This is a genomic window from Parasphingorhabdus litoris DSM 22379 (genome assembly GCF_020906275.1).
Taxonomy (GTDB): Bacteria; Pseudomonadota; Alphaproteobacteria; order Sphingomonadales; family Sphingomonadaceae; genus Parasphingorhabdus; species Parasphingorhabdus litoris.
Genome location: NZ_CP086727.1, coordinates 3,505,527 through 3,530,208, shown reverse-complemented (window position 1 = coordinate 3,530,208; position 24,682 = coordinate 3,505,527). Strand labels below are relative to the sequence as shown.

Below are 24,682 nucleotides of genomic sequence, written 5' to 3'. Positions count from 1 at the left end.
GGAACTAGGTCGCAGCCGTTTTCTTGCTGGCACCGCCGAAAATCGCGTCGGCGGAGAATATCGCCAGGCTGGTCCAGATCAGAATGAAGCAGATGATATGCGACGTTGTGAGCGGCTCGCGATAGAGCAAGACACCGATCAGAAATTGCAGCGTCGGCGCAATATATTGCGTTAGTCCAATGGTGCTGAGCTTCATTTTCTTGACCGCCGCAGCAAATAGCATCAGCGGCGTGGCCGTGACTATTGCACCGCCCAGCAGCAGTATATCGATGGTGAGATTGTCACCAAGATGCGTGGTTGTGGTCGGCGTTGTGGTACCAAAAGTGATCCAGCCGATAAACAGCAGGAAAGGCAAAAGCAGATAGCTCGTCTCGACAGTCAGCCCGACGATTGGACCGACATCAGTAACTTTGCGGACCAAGCCATATAACCCCCATGACCCCGCCAGTGCGAGACTGATCCACAGGGTCTGCCATGCCTCCATCGCGAGGATGGAAACGCCAATGGCGGCTATGCCGACAGCGATCCATTGGTTACGACTCAGCTTTTCCTTAAGGAAGATGCTAGCGAGAAAAACACTGAGCAATGGGCTGATGAAATAGCCGAGGCTGGCTGCGAGAATGTGGTCTTCCTGAATGGCCCAGACATAGATGAGCCAGTTAACGGTAATGAGCAGGGCGGTCGCCAGCAAGGGCCCACGTATTTTTGCTTCTGCCCAAGCGACGCGCAGACCGGATAGATTTTTACGGAAATAGAGGATGACCAAAAGAACCGGTACCGACCAGATGATACGGTGGGCGACGACTTCGAGCGGGGCAACACTCTCTAACAGCTTGAAATAAATCGGCATTACACCCCAGATGCAGCATGCAAGAAGCGCCTGTAAGAGCCCCAGTCGGCTGGTGGATGCTTGGCCTGTCATGGCATTGCGCCTAGGCCCGGGCCGTTGGGGTGGCAATATAAATTAGTTTGGGGCGCTGATAATTATGCTGTCCTACAAGGTCGCACTTGGGTTATGTTTCGGCCGATGAATGGACAGGATCTTGTTGGATAGCCTCGGGCAGGGGCTCAGCTTGTCGCCGAAGGCAAACGGTTCGACAGAATTTCACCACCATTTTGCGCATAATTTGTAGAATTTCGCAGACGGCTTTCAGACCAGTTGGTTGCGCTGAGCAGAAAGGGGTCAGATGATCCCGCCGCCGATCCAGAGGCGGAAAGCACAAATGCACATGACGATCAGGCAGAAATACATGCCGCTGCTGCGCGATGAGATAAGTCCGAAAAGGGCACCGACGCCAGCAATGGGCAAAATCAGCCAGTTGGTCCAGCCGAGAAGCGGGACAAGTCCGACAAAAGCCAATATGAGGGCGATGCCGCCGATGAGTATTGAGATTAGATTAGCCATAACTGTATTATAGGTATAGTGCACCTGTTTTGCAAGTGTTTCTATGCAGATAAACCTATGATAACAGCGCTGTTCAGGGAGGATAGCGATGAACATCGATGATATCAGGATTGAAACCGAGCGCTTGATACTGCGCCCGCCCAATGCCGACGACTTTGAAGGCTGGTCGGCTTTTCAGGCCGATGCAGAAACCATGACCTTTATTGGCGGCGTGAAAAGCCGGTCGGAAAGCTGGCGTGACCTGTGCGGTATGGTTGGTGCATGGCATGTGCGCGGCTATGCGATGTTCTCGCTCATCCTGAAAGACAGTAATCAGTGGATCGGCCGGATCGGCCCTTGGAATCCCGAGGGCTGGCCTGGCACCGAAGTGGGTTGGGCCTTAGCCCCCGACTTTGCCGGCAAAGGCTATGCGCTGGAAGCGGCGGTGGCGAGCATGAACTATGTCGTTGATACGCTGGGATGGACAGACGTTTGTCATACGATAGACCCGGAAAATCTCGCTTCGATCAAATTAGCCGAACGACTGGGCTCAACCAATCGCGGGCCGACGAAACTGCCGCCTCCCTATCACGATGCGCGGGTTGACGACTGGGGCCAATCGCGCGAACAATGGCTCGAAAACCGAAAGCAATTTCAATAGGCTCGGCGCAAACGGGGTATAAAGGAGAACAGGCATATGGCGGAAGACAGGTATCTGGATCCGACACGGGAACATTTTGATGCGTTCAAGGCGTTGCCCCGCGATGTGCCGATCAATATGCTCAACCTGTTGCGCTTCCACGAGCATGCCCAATATCCCGACGACCATCCCAATGCCGCGCACGGCTGGAGCGGTGCACGCGCCTATGAAGAATATGGCAAGACCAGCGGACCGATTTTCAAGCGGGTTGGCGGGACGATCATCTGGCGCGGGAAGATGGAAGCAATGGTGATTGGTCCCGATGACAAGCAATGGGATGCTTCGTTCATCGCGCGCTACCCGAATAGCGGTGCGTTTTTGGAAATGGTCACCGATCCCGACTATCAGAAAGCGGTCGTCAATCGTCAGGCAGCGGTTTTGACATCGCGGCTGATTCGATTTGGTGAACTGGACGGTCCCGATGGTTTTGGCTGAGAATCCCAAAATGGGACAGTTGGTTAACGGAAGATTGCCGGTTTAACCACATTTCCTAACAGAAAATTAACGCTTTTTGGTGCAATTATGCCCGCATATTCAGGAGCATATTGCATGACTTATCTATCCCGTTCCCTCTTGCTGACAGCAACGGCATTCACCTTGCCGCTGACTCTCGCGGCTTGTGGTAGCAACGAAGGGAATGAAGCGGAACTGGCGGAGTTGGATGACAATCTGACCGCCGACCCAGCCATGAAAGATGCGCTGGAAGACCAGATATTGGTTGACCCTAATCTGACCGATCAGGCCAACACCAATGCGATCCGCGGTGCTAATGGCCCGGTTGATGGCAAAGTTCCGCCGGACGGTGGCAAAGCTTATGCAACCGCCCAGTTTGAAGGCAAGATGCTCAGTGCACCCAAGCCGCGCAACATGACATCGGACGATGAATGCTCCAGCTGTGACGGGTCCGAGGGCATGACCCTGGGCGCAAAGGCACAGGCGCAGCGCGGCAAAGGCACATGCGATCAGAAGCTAAGCTATGATATGGGCTGGGCTAACCGGATGCCACCGGAATTCCCGATCTATCCCAAGGCCAATGTGAAAGAAGCCGCCGGTGTTGATGGCGGCCTATGCGACATTCGGGTGGTGAGCTTCTCTACGGCTAGCCCGATCAAGAATGTCGTCGACTATTATTACACCCAGGCCAAACGCGGCGGCTATAGTGCGGAATATCTGCTGCGCGGCAGCGAGCATGTTTTGGGCGGTGTTCGGGCAAATGACGATGGCGCTTATGTGATCACACTCAACAAGCGCGCCGGTGGCGGATCGGTTGTTGATATCGTTGCGAGCAACGGGCGCTAGATTTTACACAGATTACCGACGCCAGATTTTCGCATTTCACTAATCTGGCAGAAGGAAGGGGCAGCTTCGGCCGCCCCTTTTTATGGTGGTGCGCGAGACTTTGTCTTGTTCGTCATTCTGAACTTGTTTCAGGATCTGGCGAGCCGCCAAGCCTTAGGGAGATCCTGAAACAAGTTCAGAATGACGAGTGGGTTTCAGGGCAATCGCTGAATAAAGCAACCCACGACGCTCTTCACTATTCCCGGTAGCTACCGCCCCCGTCCACGGTAATATCGTTCGCGGTGGTGAAGCTGCTGGCATCGCTGGCCAGCCATAGCATTGCATCGGCAACTTCGGTTGCCAGGCCAACCCGGTTGATTGGATGGTTGCGGTTAAATACTTCCACTGCCTCTTCATACGATCCGGGATAAGCGGCGAGATAGCGTTGATACATCGGCGTATCAATTGCACCGGGATGCACGGTGTTAACGCGGACCGGGTATTTTTCCGCCGCGCAGTGCAGGGCAAGGGATTTGCTGAGCGATGTCACCGCGGCCTTGCTGGCGCAATAAGCAGCAAATTGCGCGCCCGGGCGCATGGCCAACATCGACCCGATATTGACGATCGTACCATCTTCGCCGCTGTCGATTATGGCCGGCAGCGCGACCCGGCATCCGTTAAAGGTGCCATGCAGATTAATGTCGATGGTGCGGTTCCAGCTGTCGAGATCGACCTCGTCCACGGAACCAGGCTCGGAAATGCCCGCGACATTGAACAGGGTGGTGATCTTGCCAAATTTCTCCTTGGTTGCGGCAACCGCGGCTTCCCACTGATCCAGATCGCGGACATCCAGCTCGACCGCAGCCGCGCGGTCGCCAAGGTCCGCCGCATGGGCCTCAGCTTTTTCCAGCTGGATATCGCCGAGCATGACGGACCCGCCTTCCTCAACAAAACGCTGTGCAGCCGTGCCGCCAATGCCTTCCGCGCCGCCGGAAATCAGCGCCACTTTTCCGTCCATCATCCCCATAGTTTCGCCCTTTGTCTGTTATCAGCGTTTGTCAAAAGTGAGCGGCAGATTGGTCAGTCCGCGCAACATCATGTTGGGCGGATAAGTCAGTTCAGCGCCTTCCTGTATCCGGATATTGTCGATACGCTCGGCAAATTGCTGGAAGGATACGGTCATTTCCTTGCGCGACAACATGTTACCAACGCACATGTGAATGCCTTTGCCAAAGGCGAGGTGAGTCCGCGCATTTTTGCGATCGACCTGAAATGTATTGGGATTTTCAAACTGCTTGGGATCACGATTGGCGGCATGATAGCGCATCATCACCATCGCGCCCTTGGGCAGCATGACACCGCCGAGTTCCGCATCCCGGTGCATCACACGCCAGATACCGGAAGACCCGCTTGATAGGCGCAGCACTTCTTCGACGGCATTGGGAATAAGCGACGGGTCGTCCTGAATCTTTTTATATTGATCCGGGTTGGTCGCAAACAGGCGCAGACCTTCGCCCAGCGCCGCTGTGGTGGTTTCATTGCCCGCGACCATCAGCTGCTGAACAATGGAAAGCGATTCTGCATCATCCAGCGGCCGCTCACCATCCACCTGCGCATTGACAAGATCGGAGAGAATATCATTCTTCGCCTCTTTCCGGCGCGCATCCATATTGGCCTTGAGGGCGTGTTGATATTCGACCACTTCGCGCTCGGTTTCCAATTGTCGTTCGCGGGTCATCATGCCGGACAGCCGATCCACAAAGGCATTGGTCCAGCGTTTGATGGTATCGGCATCGGCCACGTCCAGTCCCAGCTGCACAGCGATGGTGCGGACCGGCATAGGAATGGCATATTCCTCCATGAACTCACATTGGCCCTTGTCGATAAAATTATCGATCAGCTCGTTTGACATGGCCCTGATGCTGTCTTCCAGCTTGTTCACCTTGGGCATGGAGAAAGCGAGATTGACGAGCTTGCGAAACCGGGTATGGACCGGCGGATCGGCGGTCAGCAGCGTGTTGACCTGTGGCCATCCTTCCGCCTGTATGGCTTGCAATTCCTCGTCATTCGCAAGCTCTTCTTCCGATTTACCGCCCGACAGCAGCGCATTGAAGTTATTGGAAAAATCATCCAGCCGGCCGACGGCTTCAGAGATCAGGTCATAATCAAGCACGACATAAGCACCGCTCGCCTGATCCTGAAAGACGGGGCTTTTGGCGCGCTGCTCTTCGTAAAAGTCAAACGGGTCAACCAGTATGTCTGGTTGAAATAGGGATTTTGAAACCGCTTCGTTCATGTCTTCATTCCTGTTGGGGGTTCAATCAAAGGCAGGTGTTGGCACGCCTTCCGCGTTATAAACCGGGCCCTCTGCATCCACGCGATATTTTGCGCTGACGGCATTGGTCAGGCCGAACTTGCCGATATGAGCAAGCATGCTGGCATAATGGACATCTTTGAAATGCTGCGCGAGGGCCTCTTCGTCGGTCCATTCCTCAAACACTTCGATACGGGCGGGGTTATGCATGTCCGCACACCAGCTATAGCATAAGCAACCTTCCTGACTTAGCGCGCCATCAATATAGGGCTGCGCTTTTTTCAAACATTCTTCGCGTGTTGCCGGATCCACATCAATATGCGCCGCTATCAATATTTTCGCCATGTTCCAAATTCCCCCTTAAAGCTTCTGCCCGCCGAGCTGAGCGACCACATTGAATATGCGTTTCTTGTACAACCACCGGCCATCTATCTTGACGAACTCGTCATCATAGCGACCACCGGCAATGCGCGGCTCACCATTTTCGACTAGAATCTCGTGGGTTTGGTATCGGCCTGTGGCGGTGTCACCGGTGATTTCCAGGCTGCCTGGAATGCCGAGAAAGCTGACCGCATCAAACTGGCTCATCGCGCCATTCCAAAGGTTGACGATATTCTCGCGCCCGACAACTTCGGTGCCCATCAGTGACCAGACGGCATCTTCCGTCCAAAGCGCGCCCCAATCATCGGGGTCTGTGCGTAACACTGCATCGCAATAGGTGTCGTGTAACTCCCGGATTGCCAACCGGTCTTCTATTGGTCCTGAAAACATGGACTCATCCTCTCCTCTTTACAGGAGAGATTACACGGTAAAAGCGCCCGACATGCAAGCTGCCATAAGTGCTAGGAAATAGAGATCTAGTCGCCGCTAATGCGTTCTATGTCTGCCCCGACCGCCGCCAGTTTTTCTTCCAGCCGTTCATATCCGCGATCAAGGTGGTAGATGCGCTGCAACTGGGTTTCCCCTTCGGCAGCGAGGGCTGCAATGACAAGGCTCATGGACGCACGCAGGTCTGTCGCCATGACCGGCGCGCCGGTCATTTTCTTGACGCCGCGGACCACGGCGGTGCGGCCCTTGGTCTCGATATCCGCGCCCATCCGGTTGAGTTCTGGCACATGCATATAGCGGTTCTCGAAAATGGTCTCTGTCAGGACGCTGGCACCGTCGGCCATGCATAGCATCGCCATCAACTGCGCCTGCATATCAGTGGCAAGACCAGGATAAGGTGCGGTTTCCAAAGTCAGTGGCTTTAGCGCTCCATTGGCCGCTACCTTGATGCCCTTGTTATAAGGTTCGATATGCAATCCAGCTTCGGTGAGCGCAGCCAAGGTTGCTTCCATCTCGTCCGCCTTGGCGCCGACTAGATCGACCTCACCACCGGTAATGCCGGCTGCGCAAGCATAGCTGCCCGCCTCGATCCGGTCTGCCATGACCCTGTAGGTGCAGCCATGCAGGCGCTCTACGCCGTGGATGGTGAGGTCGGATGATCCAATGCCTTCAATCTCTGCGCCCATAGCGACCAGCATGTTGCACAGATCGACAATTTCAGGTTCTCGCGCTGCATTTTTCAATCGGCTTTCGCCATTGGCGAGCACCGCCGCCATCAATGCGTTTTCGGTGGCTCCAACCGACACAACTGGAAAGGTAAACTCACCGCCAGGCAGACCACCATCGGGCTGCCGCGCGGTCACATAACCGCTGGTGGTTTCAATCACCGCGCCCAGTGCCTCAATTGCTTTGAGATGCAGATCGATTGGGCGGTTACCGATGGCGCAGCCGCCAGGCAGCGATACCCGGCACTCACCGGCGCGCGCCAGCAACGGTCCCAGGACCAGGATAGAAGCGCGCATCTTGCGGACAATGTCATAAGGCGCTTCGGTCGAGGTAATCTTGCCGGCTTTCAGTGTCATCACCCGGCCGAAATCTTCGGGCCGCGCGCCTTCGATGGTGGTCGAAACGCCAAGCTGGTTGAGCAAATGGCCGAAACTGTCGACATCGGCCAAGCGCGGCAGGTTGCGCAAGGTGACCGGCTCGTCCGTCAGCAGCGCGCAGGGCAAAAGCGTCAAGGCGCTGTTCTTGGCGCCAGAAATCGGGATGATGCCAGACAGCTTTTTGCCGCCGCGTATAGAGATAATATCCATCGCGACGGTTTAGCGAAAATGAGCCGCCGTGCAAGGGACAGCAACCATCATCGCGGTAAAGTTACAAACGCGCCTGTCGCTTAGTGGTCAAAGCCGGGATTGGTCCGGTTCAATTTGCGCATCAGGCCCGGCCAGACAAGATTGTCGCCCAGACCCGGCATGAAGGCAGGCGCGGTTTGCTGATGTACACGCTGACCCATATCTTCCGGCTCCTCATGCAAATGCTCCTCGCCGCCCACGGCTTGCGCCAGGATCTGGGTCTTGCAGGCATTTTCAAGGAAATACATGCGCAGAAAGGCGAGCGCGCAATTTTTGCCAACGGTCAATGTGCCATGATTGCGCAAGATTAGCAGGTTCTTGTCGCCCACGTCCGCGATCAGGCGCTCGCGCTCATCGAGATCCAGCGCGATACCTTCATAATCATGATAGGCGAGATCCTCATGCACCTGCATGGAGAACTGCGTGTAGCGACGCAGCCCCTCTTTCTGAACCGAGACCGCAATACCATAAGGCGTGTGGACATGGATCACGCAGCCGGCATCTTCGCGCGCGCTATGAACCGCGCTGTGAATGGTGAAACCGGCGGGATTGATAAAATAGGGCGTATCCTGTTTGATATTGCCTTCCAAATCGATCTTGACCAGCGAGCTGGCGGTCATCTCGTCAAACATCACACCATAGGGATTGATCAGGAAGCGTTCTTCGCCATCTTCATCGGGCAAGCGCGCCGAGATATGGGTGAAGACCAGATCGGTCCAGGCATGCATTGCGCATAGCCGATAGGTTGCGGCCAGGTCGCAGCGCAATTTCCATTCGACGTCAGAGACTTTGCCTTCGAGCCGGTCAATTGTAGTCGGATCAGGAATGTTAAACCCGGCATCAACCTGCATCGCGCTGCCGGTATCATTTACTGCGGTAGCCATCACTATCTCTCCTCATAGAATCGGTTCAAACTGTTAAACCCATATTGGCATAGTCTTGGCCGCATGGGACAGCTTTTTTTACTACAGTGCAGTCGCTGTTGCGGGCGTTTCCAACCGGTATTTCTATCAAAGGAACGCTATATTTGGTAAGTAGCGAGCGATACCCCTTCCCTTGAAACAGAACATCCATGCCAGAACCCGTTGAGACTGAACCCGAACTGCCCTGTGCGATTGTGACAAAGCTGCGCTCTGGTATGGAGGTGTGCCTGCGCCCGATTCATCCGTCCGATCAAGACAAGATTGAGCGCGGGATCATGGAATTGTCCGATCGCTCCCGCTATTTGCGTTTTTTCTCCAGCTTTAAAGTAGCTCCACCATCGGTAGTCGAGCAATTGTCGGCGGTGGATGGTGTCAACCATATCGCCTGGGGCGTGGTCAATCTGGATCTGGATGACCATCCACCCATTGCCGCTGCGCATGCGATCCGGGATGAGAAAGACTCAAAGCGAGGTGAATTCGCCATTGCCGTGCTTGATGACTATCAGAGCAAAGGCGTATCGCGGGCCTTGATCGCTGCCCTGTTCAGCAACTGTGTGGAACAGGGGATCGACAAGCTTGATATCGCAGTGTTGCGGGAAAATAAAAAGGCTGCCCGCCTGATAGCTGCGCTGGGGGCGGAGATAATGCGAAGCGAAGGCACTGTCGCCTATTATCGCCTCGATCTGGCGCAAACTTTGGATGCGCTACGAAGGATGGAAAAGCCGGAAGGGTTGCGCAAAATATGGGCGGCTTTTGATGACTAAGCCATGTTCGGTTCATCAATAGACATTATCAATCAAACACCATTATTCTTGACCATAGTCGTGCACGCGTGGCTATGAATAGCTTTAAATTTCAACGTGGTGGGGATCAGGCTCTATGACAAATGGCGGAACACAAAGCCTAAATACTGGTTTTTTCGGTTGGATCGAACGGACTGGTAATAAGCTTCCCGATCCCGTTTTTCTGTTTTTCTACCTGATCCTGTTTGTTGTCGCTTTGTCAGTTGTTGCGGACTTGCTGGGATGGTCCGCTGTCCACCCGATCGAAATGGATCCCGAAACGGGTGAGCGTAGGGTGATTGCGGCAAACAGCCTGTTTTCGGCGGAAAATATCAGGCGGTTATGGGTGGAGATGCCCAAGACCTTTACCCATTTCCATCCGCTTGGCTATGTGCTTGTGGTGATGCTGGGTGCCGGTGTGGCTGAGCGATCCGGCCTGTTTGGCACGGCGATGAGAGCCGGTGTGCGTAATGCACCGACGATATTGCTTACGCCGATCGTAGCGCTCGTGGCGATGCTCGGAAATCTGGCCGCTGATGCCGCCTATGTCGTACTGATCCCGCTGGCAGGCATTATCTTTGCGGCGGCTGGCCGGCACCCCGTGGCCGGGATTGCTGCGGCCTTTGCCGGGGTATCAGGCGGGTTTTCTGCAAACCTATTCCCAGGTCAGCTTGATGCACTGTTATTCGGCATCACCCAGGCCGCCGCCGAAACGGTCTTTGTCGGCTGGGAGGCCAATATTGCGGGCAACTGGTATTTTATCTTTGTGATGACTTTCGTGTTCCTGCCGGTCATCTGGTATGTGACCGACCGGATTATCGAGCCGCGGCTGGGGACCTATAGCGGTTCGATCAACCCCAGCGCTAATCTTCCCGACAGCGCTGAATCGGATGAGGAAACCCAAGATCGCCCACTTGATGCGGGGGAGAAACGCGGCCTGCGCTTTGCTGGTCTCGCGACACTGGGGGTAATAGCGCTTTGGCTGCTGATGACCTTCGGCCCTGGTACGGCGCTGATTGATGAAACGGCGTCGGCAGAGGCACAGTTCACGCCCTTTTATCAGTCGCTGGTCGCCGGATTTTTTCTGCTCTTCCTGCTCGCCGGTTGGGCCTATGGCAAAGGCGTTGGCAATATCACAACCCATCGTGATCTTGTGAAAATGATGAGCGACAGCATGGCGGACATGGCCTATTTCCTCGTCCTTGCCTTCATGGTCGCGCATTTTGTCGCAATGTTCAGCTGGTCCAATCTCGGCCTGATCACAGCCGTCCACGGCGCCGAAATCCTGCAAAGCCTTGATCTACCTGCGCCGATATTGCTCGCTTTGGTGGTCATATTCGTGGCGGTGATGAACCTGTTTGTCGGTTCGGCCAGTGCCAAATGGGCGCTGCTTGCACCGATATTGGTGCCGATGCTGATGCTCATCGGGGTTAGCGCGGAAACCACCACGGCCGCTTATCGTGTGGGTGACAGTGCAACCAATATCATCACGCCGCTAATGGTCTATTTCCCGCTTATCCTGATCTTCTGCCAGCGCTGGAACAAGGATTTCGGCATCGGCAATTTGACCGCTATGATGTTGCCCTATGCGCTGTGGCTGCTCGGAGCTGGATTGGCGCTCATCATGGTTTGGGTGGCATTTGAAATCCCGTTGGGGCCTGCATCCCCGGTCTTCGCGCCACCACCTTCAGGGGGCGCTTAGATCAAGGTTGGCATCGTCTCTGTCACCGAACAGATGCTTGTCAAACCAGCGGGCATTATGTTCCATCGCGGCTACTCTTTCTTTGGGCCGTGATATGACGTGACCTGTATCTTCATAGATAACCAATTCGGTTTCGACGCCAACATCCTTTAGCCCGCGGAAAAACTCCATGCCATTGGCGAAGGGTACACGGTTATCATCGCGGCCGTGTTGGATCAGTGTCGGTGTGACCGCATTTTTGATCGAACCCATGGCTCCCGTTGTCTTATAAATTTCGGGATCATCCGATGGCGTTGCTTCCAGATAAGCAAGCGGGCTGGTGGGTTGATCGCTTAGGGCATAATAGGTCCCATAGTCGGTGATTCCCGCACCCACAGAAAATGCCTTGTAGCGTGTCGTTCGAACGGCGAGACCAGCAGTTACCGTGCCACCTGCACTCCAGCCCATGGCGCCGAGTTTTTCGGGATCGGCTATGCCGGTTTCTATAAGGTGATCGATTCCGGATTCGACATCTACCGTGTAGCCAATGCCCAAGGAGCGGACGTTCGCTGCCATCAGTTCGTCGGTATAGCTTCCGGATCCTCGATAATTGGGTTCAAAAATCGCGGCCCCTTTGCGCAGCCAATATTCAGTCGGGTAGATTTGATTCCCCACACGACGCGGGCGCGAGGTGGCTGATGGACCGCCATGGGCGATAACTAGCACAGGCATAGGTCCATCCAACCGGTTTTCCGGAGCCGGCAGGGTCAGGACGCCTTCGAGATCTAATCCGTCCGGGGTGGTCCACTGAACCAGACGCACTTCCGTTTTCGGCCAGTCGGCAATTGCCTGACTGAACTGCGTCAGGCGCTTTTCATCAGCATATCCGGTCGCCGTTACCTTGCGCGTGTAAATCTCTGTCGCGCGCTCACCATCCACCGCGCCAAAAGCAACAGTTTTGCCGTCAGCAGAAAAGGAATAGCCCTCTACTCGGCCGCGACCAGTGGTCAAATTGGTGACGTTCCGCGAATCCAAATCCATGCGGAACAGGTCGCTTTCGACCCGATAGTGCGACATGAAAAATATCGCGTTCCCCTGCCAGCCAATAATATTGGCATCATTATATTTATCGGTCCTGTTACTGATCCGTTCGATCTTTCCGCCTTCAATCGGCGTCAGGCCCATCCAATATTGGCGGGTATAGTAATAAGGTGGCTCACCCATATGAAAGGCCACGGTTTTTCCATCCGGAGAGACTTTGGGGTCGAGATCCATGCCGGGCCGGCGGACAACAGGGCGCTGCTTGGCGGTCGCGATATTGACGGCGGAAATATCCTGTGTCCCCAGATCATAAGGCGATCCGCTTTTGGCGTGATCAAATAGGATTTCCTTGCTGTCCGGCGTGAAAGTAAAACCACCGCCGAAAAAGCTGCCAATGGTGAAGGCGGTGCCCCCGGTCAGCCGCCGTAATGGTGCCTCTGTATCCGTATGTTCGGAGCGTTCGGCAATTGGTGCATTTGCATTTTGAGCTTTTGTAAGGTCGAGAAGCCACAGATGATCGCGGCCGGAATAATCGTCGGCAAATGCGAAATTACCATAAGCATTTTCGACCTGCGCTTTGGATTTTGCTGGTCGCTCGCTCAGTTTCAAAGCCATGTAGCGGCCATCAGGAGACCAGATATAAGAGTTGATTCCACCTGGCAGAGCCGTGATTTGCCGGACGTTGCTGCCGTCCCGGTTCATAATGAAAATCTGGGTGCCGATATCGGTACTGGCGCGATAGGAAATGCGCTTTCCATCAGGGGACCAGGCAATGTCGCCGGACGATCCTTTGGGATTGTTGGTCAGCTGAACCGTCTTGCCATTTTCGATGATATGAATTTCCCGATCATAGCGGTTTTTTTGCCAATCTGCGGTGCGGATAGTGAAAGCAACAGCTTTACCGTCGGGGGATATTGCAGGCGAACCAGGTGTTTCAATAGATGCCATGCATTCTAACACACCATCGCTACATCGGTTCTCAGTAGAGGAAGGTGAAACGACAGCGTCGGCGGCATGGGCGGGCATAGCCGTGTTGGACAGTATGACGGCGGCACTGAACAGGCAAAGGAAACGATTCATTATGAGGACCTTGCTGAATGTGGAGGGGGTATTCAAAAAGAAGTTGAGGGGGAGTTGAAGACTAATTCACCATGATCTACCAACGATTTTCTGCTTATTCTCGCTTTTTATCGTTAATCATATGCAGCAAATATGCGTTAGGAGTAAAAAATATGGCGAATAACGCAATGACGGAAATTTCCGATCTGGATGATTTTGACCGGCGGATTCTTAATATCGTCCAATGCGACAATCAGCGCACCCATGCCGATATAGGTGAAGCGGTGGGACTGTCGGCTTCGGCAGTCAGGCGGCGGTTGAAACTGTTGCGTGATACAGGTTTCATCGAAAAAGACGTCGCGCTGCTGCGCGCTAGCAACATCGGTGTGCGTTTGATCGTCCTGATTTACTTTCAGAACGAAAGCATTGAAGCCTTTAACGCTTTAGACGAGCAGATTCGCACGACGCCGGAGATCCTGCAAGGCTATCATGTTTCCGGTTCGATGGATTATGTCCTGATCGTTCAGGGACCTGATGTCGAATGGTATGAGGAATGGGGCAAACAGGCCTTTATGAGCAATCCCGCGATACGGCGCTATGACAGCCATGTAGTCTGGTCCTGCAAGAAATTTGATACGGCGCTACCGCTATAGGCGATCGACTTGCCCCCTATAGCTTTCGGATCATGCTCAGTCCCTGAGCAGTCCCAAAGCGGCATAGGCTTTGTCGACCGTTGGCTGCGCCAGTGCTTGTGCACGTTCTGCACCGTCTCGTAAAATCGTATCAATCGCACCCTTGTCCTGACGCAGTTCTTCATATCGATCGCGGATCGGGGAAAGCTTGGATACGGCAAGATCGGCAAGCGCTGGTTTGAACGCACCAAAGCCTTGCCCGGCATGTTCATCTAATACCGCTTGAGGTGTGCTATCATCCAGCGCTGCATAAATACCGACCAGATTGGTTGCCTCTGCGCGTCCCTCCAGTTCTTCCAGTTTGCTGGGCAAAGGGTCGGCGTCGGTGCGCGCCTTTTTGATCTTCTTGGCGATGGTATCGTCATCGTCGGTCATGTTGATCCGGCTCAAATCAGATGGATCAGATTTCGACATTTTTGCCGCGCCATCGCGCAGCGACATGATCCGCGCCGCTGTCGCGCCGATATAAGGTTCCGGCAGGGTGAAGACTTCGCTGCCGGTATCATTGTTAAACTTGGTCGCGATATCGCGCGCCAGTTCGAGATGCTGTTTCTGATCTTCGCCCACGGGCACATGCGTGGCTTGATAGATGAGCACGTCGGCGGCCTGCAGCACCGGATAGCCATAGAGACCCAGCGAACTGCGCTGTTTATGCTTGCCGGACTTCTCCTTGAACTGGGTCATCCGGTCGAGCCATCCCATGGGGGTGTTGCAGATCAACATCCAGGCAAGCTCGGCGTGCTGCGGCACCCGAGCCTGATTGAACAGGATGGATTTTTGAGTATCGACACCGGCGGCAACAAGGGCCGCCACCATATTCCGGCAATTGTCAGACAGTTCAGCCGGATCATTGGGCACGGTAATCGCATGCAGGTCCGCGAGAAAAAACAGGCATTCCGATTCTGCTTGCAGCTTCACCCAGTTTTTGATCGCGCCCAGATAATTACCGAGATGGAGATTACCTGTGGGCTGAATGCCCGAAACCGTACGCATGATCATTGTCCTTCTTGTGCTGCCTGTTCGGCCGCTTTCTTCTTGGTCAGCATGGTGACCTTATCGCGGTCCACCGCGCCGGTTACCCATGCCAGCACCGCATAGACAAGACCGCCGACGCTTACCAGTGCTGTAATCGACCCAATCCGCTGCCAAACAGTGCCGTCATACAGACCTTCACCAACCGGCGCGGCATAAATAAGAACCGCTGCCATGCCTGCGGCAGATAATGTGATCCGAAATATTCGTAGCAACAGTGTCAGTTCCAGATGAAAATGACCGCGCCGATGCAGCATGGTGTAGAGCATGATGCAATTGGACCAAGCGGCAATAGCACCTGCCAGTGCCAGTCCGACAATGCCATAAATCGGTATTAGCAGCAGGTTCAGTGCGATGTTGATAAAAAGCGAAATCGCAGCCGTATAGACGGGTGTCTTCGTATCCTTGCGCGCGAAGAATCCTGGGATCAGGACTTTGACCAGAACATAGGCTGGTAGGCCCACAACCAGCGCGGCGACGACATTGGCGGTGGTGACACCGTCGCTCGCCAAAAAATTACCGCCGACGTAAAAGGACGTGACCAGCGGTCCGGCGGCAAAGAACAAAGCAATCGCAGCCGGAATCGTCAGCAACATGCCCAGTTCAATCGCGTTACTTTGCAGGCGCTGCGCACCGCCCTGGTCATCTTTTGCAATGAAACGGGATAGCGCGGGCAGGATCGCGGTGCCGAGCGCGATCCCGATAATGCCCAGCGGCAGCTGGTTGAGTCGATCCGCCATAGCGAGATAAACAAAGCTGCCTTCTGGCAGACGACCTAGGAAGAAAAGATCGATAAACCGGCTGATCTGGTAAATACCGGCCCCAAAAACCGCTGGCAGGATGAGCGTGCCGAGTTCTTTGACATCGGCATTGAATTTTGGTTTCCGAACAGCAAAAGAAAAACCTGCCTTGCGCGCCCAATAATAGAGCCATAGCATCTGTAGCAGGCCGGCAAGGGCCACGCTGTAGGCTAATAGATAAGCGGCAAGATGTTGTGCACTGGCAAATTCCATGCCGAGGAAAATCCAGTAGTTTTCGCCGGGCGCGGCCATCGAACTGTCGGTGATGACCATGGTGATCAACAGCGCGCTGATCATGCAGATGTTGAGCATGATTGGCGCCGCTGCGGCCGCGGCAAATCGGCTGACTGAGTTGAGGATCGCCGCAAATAATGTGGTGACGCTGATCAAGGCGAGATAGGGAAAGGTGATCCGGGCCAGGCTGATCGTGAAGGTGGTAGTGCGACCGCCTTCGCCAAAATCATCGATGAACCAGATAATCGCGGGCATCGCAAGCATCATGACTGCGGAGAATATTAGCAGGATCGGGACAAAGACCGACAGCACATCAATCGCGAAATTCTGAGCGGCGGAGCGCTGCTCGTCTTCTTCCATTTTGCGATTGAACAGCGGCACAAAGGCAGCTGAAAAAGCGCCCTCAGCAAAAAGCCGGCGGAAGATATTGGGCAATTGAAAGGCGAGTTGCCAAGCGTCAGCTGCTGCCCCAGCGCCCAGCACCCGCGCGAGTATGATATCGCGCAGGAAACCGAATATCCGGCTGACCATGGTTAGGCCCGCAATGGTCCCGGTAGATTTAAGCAGGTTCATGGTTGAACCGGCTGGGAGCACCGCGCTCCCCGCTGGTGTTGCGCTTGTCGGCGCAAGGTTTGATGAACCATAGCCTCCGACGGGCTCAGCAAGAGCGCGCCGTGGAATATGATCATGGCTGGATCAGGCGTTACCAACCGGTTGTTCTCCGGACTGCATGGCAGCCTGTTGTTCACGCTGCTGCATATACAGAGCAGTGAAATCAATTGGCTCAAGCATCAGCGGTTGGAATCCGGCATCGCGGACGGCGTCGGCAATGATGGCACGCGCAAAGGGGAAGAGCAGACGCGGGGCTTCAGCGAACAAAAACGGATGTGCTTGCTCATCGGAGATGTTCCGCAAGCCGAAGAGGCCACAATAAAGCAGTTCGATCTGAAAAGCGATGCCTTGGTCGGCCTTGGCGACGACATCGATTTTCAGTTCGACTTCATTCACTTCGTCCGAAACAGGCTTGGCCCCAATGTTGAACTGCACATCAATCTGTGGCTGGGTTTCCCATTGATAAACATCAGGGGCATTGGGGCTTTCGACTGATAGATCTTTCACATATTGTGAGATAACGCCAATTTGCGGCTGATTATCCGCGCCATTGGCCGCCGGATCCGGTGTCGTGATATTGTCATTTTCGTCAGCCATGAGGCTCATCCTTTCGGGACATTAGATATAATTAGGTCAGGGAGTATCATCGCACCCCTTTTGCAGCGCGCCTAGCAGGGGATGGGGGACAGGGCAATGCCCCAAATCACCCCCGCGCCTGCCGGTTTATCTGTGCTGATAAGTGACTGGCATAAGTAAAATTTCGTAAGTGCAGGTTCACATAGTGGCCGCTAAACCACGTGATATTCGGTTGGCCAATGTAGGAATAGCAAGCTAAAGACGCGTTGAAGAAGCGCCAAAGACACGAAAGCCATTTGAAACTGGCGCAGTTCCTGCCTATGTAAGGGGGAATTGAGATATTGGAGATATCGTGACTATCGAGATTGTTCTGTTAGCGATGGTAGCTGCCTTTTTGGGCCTGCGCCTCTATTCCGTCTTGGGAAAGCGCACTGGTCATGAGCAGGAGCATACCCCCCGAAACATAGAGAATGGCTTGGATAAGCGGGCTCAGGACCGGTCTGTGCGTGACGACCAAAGGGATAGCCCTATTCCTGATATCGTGCCTGCTTCGCCAGCGCCGGCACCACAACCGACGATGATCTACGACGCGGCTGCCGAATCGGGTATGCGCGCGATCATCAATGCCGACCGCAATTTTGATGCTGGCCGCTTCATCGAGGGCGCGAAGGCTGCCTATGGCATGATTTTGGAAGCGTTCTGGACCGCTGATCGTGAACAGTTGAAAGAGCTGTGCGACGATGATGTTTATGAAAGCTTTATCGCAGCGATAGAAGCGCGTGAAAAAAATGGTGAGGTTCTTGAAAACCGTTTGGTGCGGATCGAAGAAGCGCGGATTGTCGATGCTGATTATGAACGCCGGATGGCGCGAATCACCGTGCGCTTTGACGCGGACATTGTCGCCGTTGTGAAAGACAAGGATGACAAGTTGATCGGCGGATCGCTCACCGATGCTGTTGATACCCATGACGTCTGGACTTTCATGCGTGATCTTTCCAGCGCTGATCCAAACTGGATTCTCGACGAGACCGATGAAGCTTAGAGCTTTCACGAAGCACAGCACCAACATCATGAAAATAGGGGGAATGATTAGCGCAGTGGCGCTGCTGGGCGCTTGTTCGCTATCGATCATTCCTGAAGGGACGGCGCGCGGTGCGCCTGCCGAAGACGGGGATTGGGTCGAAGGTCCACCATCTGCTTCTCAGCCGGCACGCAAACCGATACGGCAAGCACCGGTCAGGCAAACGGCCGGGACAATCGAAGCCGTCGCCTCTGAACAGATCACAGCAGTTTCAGATGATGATACGCGGGCGACGGGCGCTGGCATTGCCCTGGGCCCGGACATTGCTTCGCTCAATTTACAGTCTGCCAAGGCAAGTGCGGCCTTGCAGTCTTTCCGTACCAGTTGTTCTTCGCTCGTGCGCCGCACCGACAATAGCGGTCTGACCAGCGGTGAAGACTGGCGGCAATCCTGCGATGCGGCCACAAACTGGCCGAGTGACGATGCGCGCCGTTTCTTTGAAAGCTATTTTGAGGCGGTACAGGTCGGTGATGGCAAAGCCTTTGCCACCGGCTATTTTGAACCCCAGATTCAAGGGTCGCGGGTACGCACAAATGGCAGCCAGGTTCCCATTTATCGGCGCCCGTCCAACCTGCTTGATGTTGACCTTGGACAATTTTCTGATGCGCTGAAAGATAAACGTATCCGTGGCAAGGTGAACGGCACCAAGCTGGTTCCGTTTGAGGAGCGCGCACAGATTGACGATGGCGCACTTGCGGGCCAAGGTCTCGAAATCGGCTGGGCCTCCGACTATATCGAATTTTTCTTCCTGCAGATTCAGGGGTCCGGCCGCATCGCTATGCCGGATGGGTCGGTCATGCGGATTGGTTATGACGGACAAAATGGCCGCGACTATACCGGTATCGGACGGGTCATGCGGGAGCGTGGACTGCTCGCTGACGGCAAGACCAATATGCAGGGCATTGTTGAATGGCTGCGCGCCAACCCGGAAGAGGGCCGCAAGATCATGCGGGAGAATAAAAGCTATATCTTCTTTCGCGAGCTGACCGGACCCGGCCCCCTGGGCGCGATGGGGCATCCGGTAGTCGGTCGCACCTCGGTCGCAGCAGATCGGAAATTTGTGCCTCTGGGCGCTCCGGTTTTCCTCGATATGGAACATAATATTGCCGATGGTATCTGGATTGCGCAGGATACAGGCGGTGCGATCAAAGGGTCGAACCGGTTTGATACCTTCTGGGGCGCAGGCGAAGAAGCCGCCCAGATTGCTGGCGGCATGTCATCGCGCGGACAGGCATTGATCTTCTTGCCTAAAGGCAGTGTTGCCAAGCTGCTCCAAAGCCAGCAGGGCAACTAGGCCGTATGTCTGACCGGCCTCTTACCGCCGGTGAAAAGGCGCTGTGGCAGAAAGTCATTGAGACGGTGGAGCCGCTGGATCAAGCGCGCGTGAGCCGTGTCAAAGCGCTACCCGTGGCCAAAAAACTGCCTGAAGTGCGCGGGCCGATCACAGCAGCGACATTTGGCGGCGCGCCTTCGAAAGCGGTACCGTTAAGGGATCAGGTTGCCGTTCCGGAAAAAGCGGGGCTGGACGGTCATTGGGATCGCCGTCTGAACAAAGGTGTGGTTCAGCCCGATGTGACGATTGATTTGCACGGTTACACATTATCGTCTGCGCACGGACGGCTGGATAGCGCATTGGAACTCAGCATCGCGGCGGGCCATCGCGCTATCCTTTTGATCACGGGCAAAGCGCGCAGCGAAGAACAGCGACGGCGTGAAGGCGGACGCGGGGCGATCCGGGCAGCAATTTCAGATTGGCTTGCTGCATCACGCCACGCCTCCCATATCGCGGCAGTCAGGCGTGCGCATCCGCGTCATGGCGGCGCCGGGGCTTTGTATATCATCTTGCGAAGGCGGCGATAATTCTCAACCAAGCGCCCGTTCAACAACCAGCGCGTAAATTTTCGACAACTGATCCAAGTCATCCACCGCCACTGCTTCATCCAGCTTGTGCATCGTCGCATTGCACAGTCCAAATTCCACCACTGGAACTATTTTGGACAGGAAGCGTGCATCAGACGTGCCGCCCGTGGTGGACAATTCCGGTGCCACACCCGTCACTTCGGTAATGGCATCGGCAATAAGGCCAGATAACTCCCCGGGAGGCGTCAGAAACGGCTCGCCTGAGATGATTGGATTAAGCTCCCCGCCATTGCGTTCAACAATTTCGTGGACCAGCTTGCTGAGACTATCGCCGCTATGCTGATCGTTGAACCGAATCGACAGCCGTCCCTCGGCCTTGGCGGGAATGACATTATGCGCCGGATTGCCAACATGCAGGTCCGTAAATTCGATATTGCTCGGTTGGAACCAATCGGTGCCTTCATCCAGCCGAACCGCATCAATCTCGCTTAGAATCTTGCCGAGTTTGGTAATCGGATTATCGGCGAGATGGGGATAGGCAACATGGCCCTGGGTCCCGTTGACGGTAATCCACATATTGACTGATCCGCGCCGACCGATTTTCATCATGTCGCCCAGCCGGTTCACCGATGTTGGTTCACCCACCAGGCAAAGGTCAGGCGTAATGCCGCGCTCGGCCATCAGATCCATCAAGGCGACGGTGCCAAAGCGCGCAGGGCCTTCTTCGTCGCCGGTGATGATCAGGCTGATTGTTCCCAGATCGCTGGGCAGACGATGCAGGGCGCTGACAAAGGATGCGATGCTGCCCTTCATGTCTACCGCTCCACGTCCGTGAAGCAGATCGCCCTTCACTTCCGGAACGAACGGATCACTGTTCCATCCTTCGCCGGGTGGAACAACGTCGAGATGTCCGGCAAAAGCAAAGTGGCGCGATCCTTCCGGACCTTTGCGGATCGCCAAGAGATTCTCAACCGCTCCGCCTAATCCTTCATCCTCGGGTCTATCACCGGCGATGAAGCGCGATACTTCAAAACCAAGCGGCTTCAGCATCGCTTCCATTTCGTCAAACACGGGCCCGGTTGCCGGTGTGATACTCGGGCAGGCGATCAGGCGCTTGGCCAGTTCAAGGGCGCTATTGTCACTCATGCTTGGGGTTCAGCCTTTTGCCGCTTCGGGCGTATCAAAATGTTCGATTACCCAAGGTTCCTCTTCAGCAGCTGCCATCCATTCCACCATCCAGTCATGGCCGAGCATGGTGTCCATATAAGACGCCGCAAATCCGGGAACCTGAACGCCGTAAGTTTGAAAGCGCGACACGACAGGAGCATACATGATGTCAACGGCACCAAATGTACCGAACAGAAACGGTCCACCGCCGCCAAAGCGCGCGCGCGCCTGGGCCCAAAGTTGCATAATGCGGGCAGCGTCTTGAATCACCTCTGGCGTGAATTGAAGGCCTTCATAGCGTTTGCGCGTATTCATTGGGCATTGTTTGCGCAGCGCCATGAAACCGCTGTGCATTTCTGCCGCCATCGACCGAGCCATACCGCGTGCCGTCTCATCCTTGGGCCAGAATCGATCGCGATGGGTTTTGTCGGCAAGCCAGTCGATAATCGCCAAACTGTCCCAGATCACGCTTTCGCCATCCCACAGGATTGGGACTTTCCCGCCTGAAGGTGCGAAATTCTCAGTCTCGCGGACATCATCCCAATCTTCACCATAAAGCGGTACAGTCAGCTCCTCGAAGGAGAGCCCCGATTGTTTGCAGGCGAGCCATCCACGCATGGACCAGCTGGAATAGGCTTTGTTTCCGATTATCAGTTTCATAGACACATACCTAACTCACTCATCATGCGAGCGAAAGCGGGAATCTTATATACTGATATTCGCTAGGGCGAGGAGGAAAGTTACGCCAGCTGATCCCTGAACCTAAATCTGAACGGCATCCAGTACCGCCATGCGTAACTCGTCGATACCCTGCTTCTTCTCCGAAGAGGTGACGATCAAATCGGGGTGCGCAGCGGGATGTTTCTTTGCCTCTGCCAGAACTTTTGCTTTGGTCGCCTCCAGCGCGGCGGTTTTCACCTTGTCCGCCTTGGTCATAACGATCCGGTAGCTGACCGCAGCCTTGTCGAGCATTTCCAGCACATCTTCATCGGTATTTTTGATTCCGTGACGGCTGTCGATCAGCACAAAAGTGCGCTTGAGCACTTGTCGTCCGCGCAGATAGTCGTTGATCAAGTAGCGCCATTTCTGAACGACTTTGGGCGGTGCCTTGGCAAAGCCATAGCCGGGCATATCACAGATCCGGAAAATCAGCGGATCGCCGATATCAAAGAAATTCAATTCCTGTGTCCGGCCCGGCGTGTTGGACGTCCTAGCGAGGCCATTGCGGCCGGTAAGGGCATTGATCAGTGATGACTTGCCGACATTGGACCGGCCCGCAAAAGCAATTTCCGGAACCGTCGGTTCGGGCAAAAACTGCAATTGCGGTGCCGACTTCAGGAAAGAAATCGGCCCGGAAAAAATTTTCGGATGAAGCGGGGTCATGCGCCCGCTTTTTCTTCCGCCGCTTTTTTCGCCTTTTCCTCAGCATCCTTGGCCATTTGCTCTTTCAGCTGTGGATGGCGTGAATAGAGCCATTTCTGCTGTGCGATGGTAAGAATGTTGGACACCGTCCAATAGAGCTGCAAGCCGGCGGCAAAGGGCGCCATGATGAACACCAGGATCCACGGCATGATGCTGAAAATCTGCTGCTGCATTGGATCCATTTGCTGCGGGTTCAGCTTGAATTGATAGTGCATGGTAATACCCATCAGGATCGGCAATATGCCGACCGCAAGGAAACTCGGCGGATCAAACGGGATCAGGCCGAACAGGTTGACCGGCGTCAGCGGGTCGGGCGCTGACAAATCCTTGATCCATAGCGTAAACGGCTGATGGCGCATTTCAATCGAAAGCATCAGCACCTTGTAGAGCGCGAAGAAGATCGGAATCTGCAGGAAGATCGGGAGGCAGCCGGCAAGCGGATTGACCTTCTCATCCTTATACAGCTTCATGATTTCCTGCTGCTGCTTCTGCTTGTCTTCTTTATATTTTTCCTGAATTTTCTTCATCTTCGGCTGCACGGCACGCATCTGGGCCATGGAGGCAAATTGCTTCTGCGCAATCGGGAACATGATTCCGCGTACGACAAAGGTCATCAGGATAATCGCAACGCCAAAATTGCCGGAAAATTCAAACAGCCATTTTAGCAGATAGAAAAGCGGTTTCTCGAACCAATAGAACCAGCCCCAGTCCACCGCGCGGTCGAGCAAGGTGATGTTATACTGCTCTTTATAGGTGTCGAGCAGCGCCGTTTCCTTTGCCCCTGCAAAAAGGCGGGTGGTGGTCGTCAACACTTTACCCGGTGCAATGATCTGCGCATTTTCACGCGCTATCTGTGCCTGATAGACGTCACCGCTCCCTGCACGGAACTTGGCTTCAACCTTGGCATTGCTGACCGGGATGAGTGCGCCGAGCCAATATTTGTCGGTGAAGCCGATCCAGCCGTTGGTGGCATTGGCGGCAACGCCATTGGCTCCCGCTTCATCGACATCCTCATAATCGGTGTCGAAATTGGCGGTGCCGTCAAACACCCCCATGGGACCGATATGGATGGTCCAGCTATCCGTTTCACCGGGTGGGACATTATCAAGATCGCGAACGCGGCTGAGTATACCAAAGGGATTGAGCGCGATCGCATTTTCGCCGCGATTGGTGGCACTTTGCTCTGCGGTGATCAGGTAATTCTCATCGATCGAAAAGGTGATCGCAAATGTCTGTCCGGTCTCATTAGACCAGCTCAATGTCACTGGGGTTTCAGGTGTCAGCTTCTCTTGATCCGCAGTCCAGACGGATTTGTCATCCGGCAGTGTCATGCCATCGCCAGCCCAGCCAAAACGACTGAAATAGGCGTCTTTTGTACCGGATGGAGCGAACAAGCGTACCGGCGGACTGTCTTTGTCCAGTTCTGTGGTATGGTCGGTCAGCGTGAGGTCGTCAAACCGTGCACCCTGCAGGTTGATCGAACCTTTGAGGCGCGGTGTATCAATCATAACGCGCGGGCTTTCAGCCAGAACGACAGGAAGTGCCCGGATCGTGCCAGCAGCTACATCCGCGCCAATGGCGGCCGAACCAGGTGTGGTGGAAACAGCGGGTGTGCCATCCGCCTGCGTAACGCTTTCCGAACCAGTAGCTGTTTGTTCGGTTTGCTCTACCGCTTCATTCTTGTTCACCATGTCCGGGAAAAATGTTTCCATCAGCACTGGCCATCCAAACAGGATGATGCCGGTCAGCAAGACCGCCATGATGATATTACGCTTGTCGTCCACTATTTTTCCTAAACTCTGGTCAAAAAAATCGATTTCAATTCAAATAAGACGGGTGCCTGTCCTATTCAATTGGTCCAATC

At 54.7% G+C, this 24,682-nt stretch carries 25 protein-coding genes; 9 read left to right on the top strand and 16 right to left on the bottom strand.

The annotated features are described in order from the left end of the window. Positions 1-4: 4 nt before the first annotated feature. Together rarD and BS29_RS17050 are read right to left on the bottom strand one after the other, a co-directional pair. Positions 5-922, bottom strand: a complete 918-nt coding sequence (gene rarD, locus BS29_RS17055; RefSeq protein ID WP_229954826.1) for an EamA family transporter RarD — start codon at positions 920-922, stop codon at positions 5-7. Positions 923-1,183: 261 nt separating this feature from the next. Beyond that, positions 1,184-1,405: a hypothetical protein gene (locus tag BS29_RS17050; protein ID WP_109355950.1), complete on the bottom strand. Its 222-nt coding sequence runs from the start codon at positions 1,403-1,405 to the stop codon at positions 1,184-1,186. Positions 1,406-1,493: 88 nt separating this feature from the next. Between BS29_RS17050 and BS29_RS17045 the strand changes: the two genes are divergently transcribed. The 3 genes from BS29_RS17045 to BS29_RS17035 all read left to right on the top strand — a co-directional run bounded on the left by BS29_RS17045 (position 1,494) and on the right by BS29_RS17035 (position 3,383). Next, positions 1,494-2,045, top strand: coding sequence for a GNAT family N-acetyltransferase (locus BS29_RS17045; protein ID WP_229954825.1), 552 nt, complete (start codon positions 1,494-1,496; stop codon positions 2,043-2,045). A gap of 36 nt (positions 2,046-2,081) precedes the next feature. Beyond that, positions 2,082-2,519 (top strand): DUF1330 domain-containing protein, encoded by a 438-nt coding sequence (locus BS29_RS17040; RefSeq protein ID WP_229954824.1) that lies wholly within the window; start codon positions 2,082-2,084, stop codon positions 2,517-2,519. 114 nt (positions 2,520-2,633) lie between these two features. Beyond that, positions 2,634-3,383 (top strand): hypothetical protein, encoded by a 750-nt coding sequence (locus BS29_RS17035; protein WP_229954823.1) that lies wholly within the window; start codon positions 2,634-2,636, stop codon positions 3,381-3,383. Positions 3,384-3,618: 235 nt separating this feature from the next. Here BS29_RS17035 and BS29_RS17030 read toward each other — a convergent pair whose 3' ends face one another. From BS29_RS17030 to BS29_RS17005, 6 genes are all read right to left on the bottom strand, one after another. Further along, positions 3,619-4,383, bottom strand: a complete 765-nt coding sequence (locus tag BS29_RS17030; RefSeq protein WP_229954822.1) for an SDR family NAD(P)-dependent oxidoreductase — start codon at positions 4,381-4,383, stop codon at positions 3,619-3,621. 27 nt (positions 4,384-4,410) lie between these two features. Next, complete coding sequence (locus BS29_RS17025) at positions 4,411-5,658, bottom strand: cytochrome P450 (RefSeq protein ID WP_229954821.1); 1,248 nt, start codon at positions 5,656-5,658, stop codon at positions 4,411-4,413. A gap of 21 nt (positions 5,659-5,679) precedes the next feature. Further along, positions 5,680-6,021: a putative quinol monooxygenase gene (locus BS29_RS17020; protein ID WP_229954820.1), complete on the bottom strand. Its 342-nt coding sequence runs from the start codon at positions 6,019-6,021 to the stop codon at positions 5,680-5,682. A gap of 15 nt (positions 6,022-6,036) precedes the next feature. Next, positions 6,037-6,447, bottom strand: coding sequence for a nuclear transport factor 2 family protein (locus BS29_RS17015; protein ID WP_229954819.1), 411 nt, complete (start codon positions 6,445-6,447; stop codon positions 6,037-6,039). Positions 6,448-6,533: 86 nt separating this feature from the next. Further along, on the bottom strand, positions 6,534-7,817 hold the full coding sequence (gene murA, locus BS29_RS17010) for a UDP-N-acetylglucosamine 1-carboxyvinyltransferase (protein ID WP_229954818.1): 1,284 nt from the start codon (positions 7,815-7,817) through the stop codon (positions 6,534-6,536). A gap of 80 nt (positions 7,818-7,897) precedes the next feature. Next, a complete protein-coding gene (locus BS29_RS17005; protein WP_229954817.1) occupies positions 7,898-8,740 on the bottom strand; it encodes a class II aldolase/adducin family protein in 843 nt (280 codons plus the stop codon). Positions 8,741-8,928: 188 nt separating this feature from the next. On the opposite strand from BS29_RS17005, the gene BS29_RS17000 reads away from it, so the two are divergent. Both BS29_RS17000 and BS29_RS16995 read left to right on the top strand, forming a co-directional pair. Continuing rightward, on the top strand, positions 8,929-9,543 hold the full coding sequence (locus BS29_RS17000; RefSeq protein ID WP_229954816.1) for a GNAT family N-acetyltransferase: 615 nt from the start codon (positions 8,929-8,931) through the stop codon (positions 9,541-9,543). Positions 9,544-9,658: 115 nt separating this feature from the next. Beyond that, complete coding sequence (locus tag BS29_RS16995; RefSeq protein ID WP_229954815.1) at positions 9,659-11,263, top strand: AbgT family transporter; 1,605 nt, start codon at positions 9,659-9,661, stop codon at positions 11,261-11,263. Here BS29_RS16995 and BS29_RS16990 read toward each other — a convergent pair. Then, the gene (locus BS29_RS16990) at positions 11,249-13,231 is read right to left on the bottom strand and encodes a S9 family peptidase (RefSeq protein WP_229954814.1); all 1,983 of its coding nucleotides are present in this window, start codon (positions 13,229-13,231) and stop codon (positions 11,249-11,251) included. The two genes, BS29_RS16995 and BS29_RS16990, sit on opposite strands and share 15 nt — an antisense overlap. Before the next feature lie 284 nt (positions 13,232-13,515). On the opposite strand from BS29_RS16990, the gene BS29_RS16985 reads away from it, so the two are divergent. Then, on the top strand, positions 13,516-13,995 hold the full coding sequence (locus BS29_RS16985) for an Lrp/AsnC family transcriptional regulator (RefSeq protein WP_229954813.1): 480 nt from the start codon (positions 13,516-13,518) through the stop codon (positions 13,993-13,995). Between the two features lie 36 nt (positions 13,996-14,031). On the opposite strand, the gene trpS is transcribed toward BS29_RS16985, so the two are convergent. From trpS to secB, 3 genes are all read right to left on the bottom strand, one after another. Further along, the gene (trpS, locus tag BS29_RS16980; RefSeq protein ID WP_229954812.1) at positions 14,032-15,027 is read right to left on the bottom strand and encodes a tryptophan--tRNA ligase; all 996 of its coding nucleotides are present in this window, start codon (positions 15,025-15,027) and stop codon (positions 14,032-14,034) included. 2 nt (positions 15,028-15,029) lie between these two features. Beyond that, on the bottom strand, positions 15,030-16,673 hold the full coding sequence (murJ, locus tag BS29_RS16975; RefSeq protein ID WP_229954811.1) for a murein biosynthesis integral membrane protein MurJ: 1,644 nt from the start codon (positions 16,671-16,673) through the stop codon (positions 15,030-15,032). Positions 16,674-16,796: 123 nt separating this feature from the next. Then, positions 16,797-17,309, bottom strand: coding sequence for a protein-export chaperone SecB (gene secB / locus BS29_RS16970; protein WP_229954810.1), 513 nt, complete (start codon positions 17,307-17,309; stop codon positions 16,797-16,799). A 358-nt stretch (positions 17,310-17,667) separates the two neighbouring features. On the opposite strand from secB, the gene BS29_RS16965 reads away from it, so the two are divergent. From BS29_RS16965 to BS29_RS16955, 3 genes are read left to right on the top strand one after another with little or no spacing between them, the layout of a single operon-like run. Beyond that, positions 17,668-18,330, top strand: a complete 663-nt coding sequence (locus BS29_RS16965; protein ID WP_407673792.1) for a Tim44/TimA family putative adaptor protein — start codon at positions 17,668-17,670, stop codon at positions 18,328-18,330. Between the two features lie 43 nt (positions 18,331-18,373). Further along, entirely contained in the window at positions 18,374-19,663 is a 1,290-nt protein-coding gene (gene mltA, locus BS29_RS16960) for a murein transglycosylase A (RefSeq protein WP_229954808.1), read from the top strand. A gap of 5 nt (positions 19,664-19,668) precedes the next feature. Then, a complete protein-coding gene (locus BS29_RS16955; RefSeq protein ID WP_229954807.1) occupies positions 19,669-20,229 on the top strand; it encodes a Smr/MutS family protein in 561 nt (186 codons plus the stop codon). 3 nt (positions 20,230-20,232) lie between these two features. Here the strand turns inward: BS29_RS16955 and dapE are convergent, their stop codons facing one another. The 4 genes from dapE to yidC form a co-directional block, all read right to left on the bottom strand. Next, positions 20,233-21,375 (bottom strand): succinyl-diaminopimelate desuccinylase, encoded by a 1,143-nt coding sequence (gene dapE, locus BS29_RS16950; RefSeq protein ID WP_229954806.1) that lies wholly within the window; start codon positions 21,373-21,375, stop codon positions 20,233-20,235. 9 nt (positions 21,376-21,384) lie between these two features. Then, positions 21,385-22,056, bottom strand: coding sequence for a glutathione S-transferase family protein (locus BS29_RS16945; RefSeq protein WP_229954805.1), 672 nt, complete (start codon positions 22,054-22,056; stop codon positions 21,385-21,387). Positions 22,057-22,158: 102 nt separating this feature from the next. Then, positions 22,159-22,779 (bottom strand): ribosome biogenesis GTP-binding protein YihA/YsxC, encoded by a 621-nt coding sequence (yihA, locus tag BS29_RS16940; RefSeq protein WP_229954804.1) that lies wholly within the window; start codon positions 22,777-22,779, stop codon positions 22,159-22,161. Beyond that, positions 22,776-24,602: a membrane protein insertase YidC gene (gene yidC / locus BS29_RS16935; RefSeq protein ID WP_229954803.1), complete on the bottom strand. Its 1,827-nt coding sequence runs from the start codon at positions 24,600-24,602 to the stop codon at positions 22,776-22,778. The genes yihA and yidC overlap by 4 nt, the downstream gene beginning before the upstream one ends. Between the last annotated feature and the right edge of the window lie 80 nt (positions 24,603-24,682).